At 71.1% G+C, this 1,232-nt stretch carries 2 protein-coding genes; both read right to left on the minus strand.

Features of this window, described 5'->3' with window-relative positions; translation table 11 throughout:
* Positions 1-116: 116 nt before the first annotated feature.
* Positions 117-305 (minus strand): acyl-CoA carboxylase epsilon subunit, encoded by a 189-nt coding sequence (locus LJ221_RS00700; protein ID WP_241712715.1) that lies wholly within the window; start codon positions 303-305, stop codon positions 117-119.
* Positions 306-315: 10 nt separating this feature from the next.
* Positions 316-1,232: acyl-CoA carboxylase subunit beta (locus tag LJ221_RS00705; protein WP_302851926.1), on the minus strand; the 917-nt coding region annotated here is incomplete at its 5' end.

The following is a 1,232-nucleotide window of genomic DNA, read 5'->3' on the forward strand; positions in this document are numbered from 1 at the left end:
AGCGCTGTGCGCGGGTCCTGCGGTCGCGGACGCGGACGGCGGACCCTCACGAAAGATCGAGGCTCTGACCGATTCTCCGTAAACCCCGGGGCTTGACAGCTGCGGCGCGTCCCTGCTCAGGGCATCTGCCAGCTGTGCGGGGCGCAGAAGGGACGGGGACGCCAGGAGGTGGTGCCGGGGGTGGACGCCTGCGCGTCGGAGCCGGCCCGGATGGCACGGCTGAGCAGCAGGCCCGCGAGGGCGGCCAGTTCCTCGTCCGTGGCCTGGCCTTTCTTGATACGGATGGGGGGCGGGGGGGTGAGCATGGGGCCTCCGTCACTGGGGCGGGTTGCCGTGCTTGCGGGCGGGCAGGTCGGCGTGCTTGGTGCGGAGCATGGCCAGGGCTCCGATGAGGACGCCGCGGGTGTCGGCGGGGTCGATGACGTCGTCGACCAGGCCGCGCTCGGCCGCGTAGTAGGGGTGCATCAGCTCGGACCGGTACTCCTTGACCAGCTCCGCCCGGGTGGCCTCGGGATCGTCGGAGGCGGCGATCCGCCGCCGGAAGATCACCCCCGCCGCTCCTTCGGCGCCCATCACCGCGATCTCGTTGGTCGGCCAGGCGTAGGTCAGGTCCGCGCCGATGGACTGGGAGTCCATGACGATGTACGCACCGCCGTAGGCCTTGCGCAGCACCAGCGAGATCCGCGGCACGGTGGCGTTGCAGTACGCGTACAGCAGCTTCGCGCCGTGCCGGATGATTCCGCCGTGCTCCTGGTCCACTCCCGGCAGGAAGCCGGGCACGTCCAGCAGGGTGACGATGGGGATGTTGAACGCGTCGCACATCTGCACGAAGCGGGCGGCCTTCTCGGAGGCGTGGATGTCCAGCACGCCGGCCAGCTGCTGGGGCTGGTTGGCGACGACGCCCACCACCTGCCCGTCCATCCGGGCCAGCGCGCAGACGATGTTGGTGGCCCAGCGCTCGTGGACCTCCAGCAGCTCGCCGTCGTCGACGATCTCCTCGATCACCGCGCGCATGTCGTAGGGACGGTTGCCGTCGGCCGGCACCAGGTCCAGCAGGGAGTCGCAGCGCCGGTCGGCCGGATCGGCGCACTCGGTGCGCGGCGGGTTCTCCCGGTTGTTGGACGGCAGCAGCGACAGCAGGTAGCGGACCTCCTCCAGACAGGTGGTCTCGTCGTCGTAGGCGAAGTGCGCCACACCGGAGGTGGCCGCGTGCACGTCCGCCCCGCCCAGCC

Source organism: Streptomyces sp. CNQ085, assembly GCF_022614595.1.
Classification (GTDB): domain Bacteria; phylum Actinomycetota; class Actinomycetes; order Streptomycetales; family Streptomycetaceae; genus Streptomyces.

Bases quoted from the DNA above. Each gene is read 5' to 3' on its own strand.
- LJ221_RS00700 (WP_241712715.1), bottom strand. From the start codon at position 305: ATGCTCACCCCCCCGCCCCCCATCCGTATCAAGAAAGGCCAGGCCACG.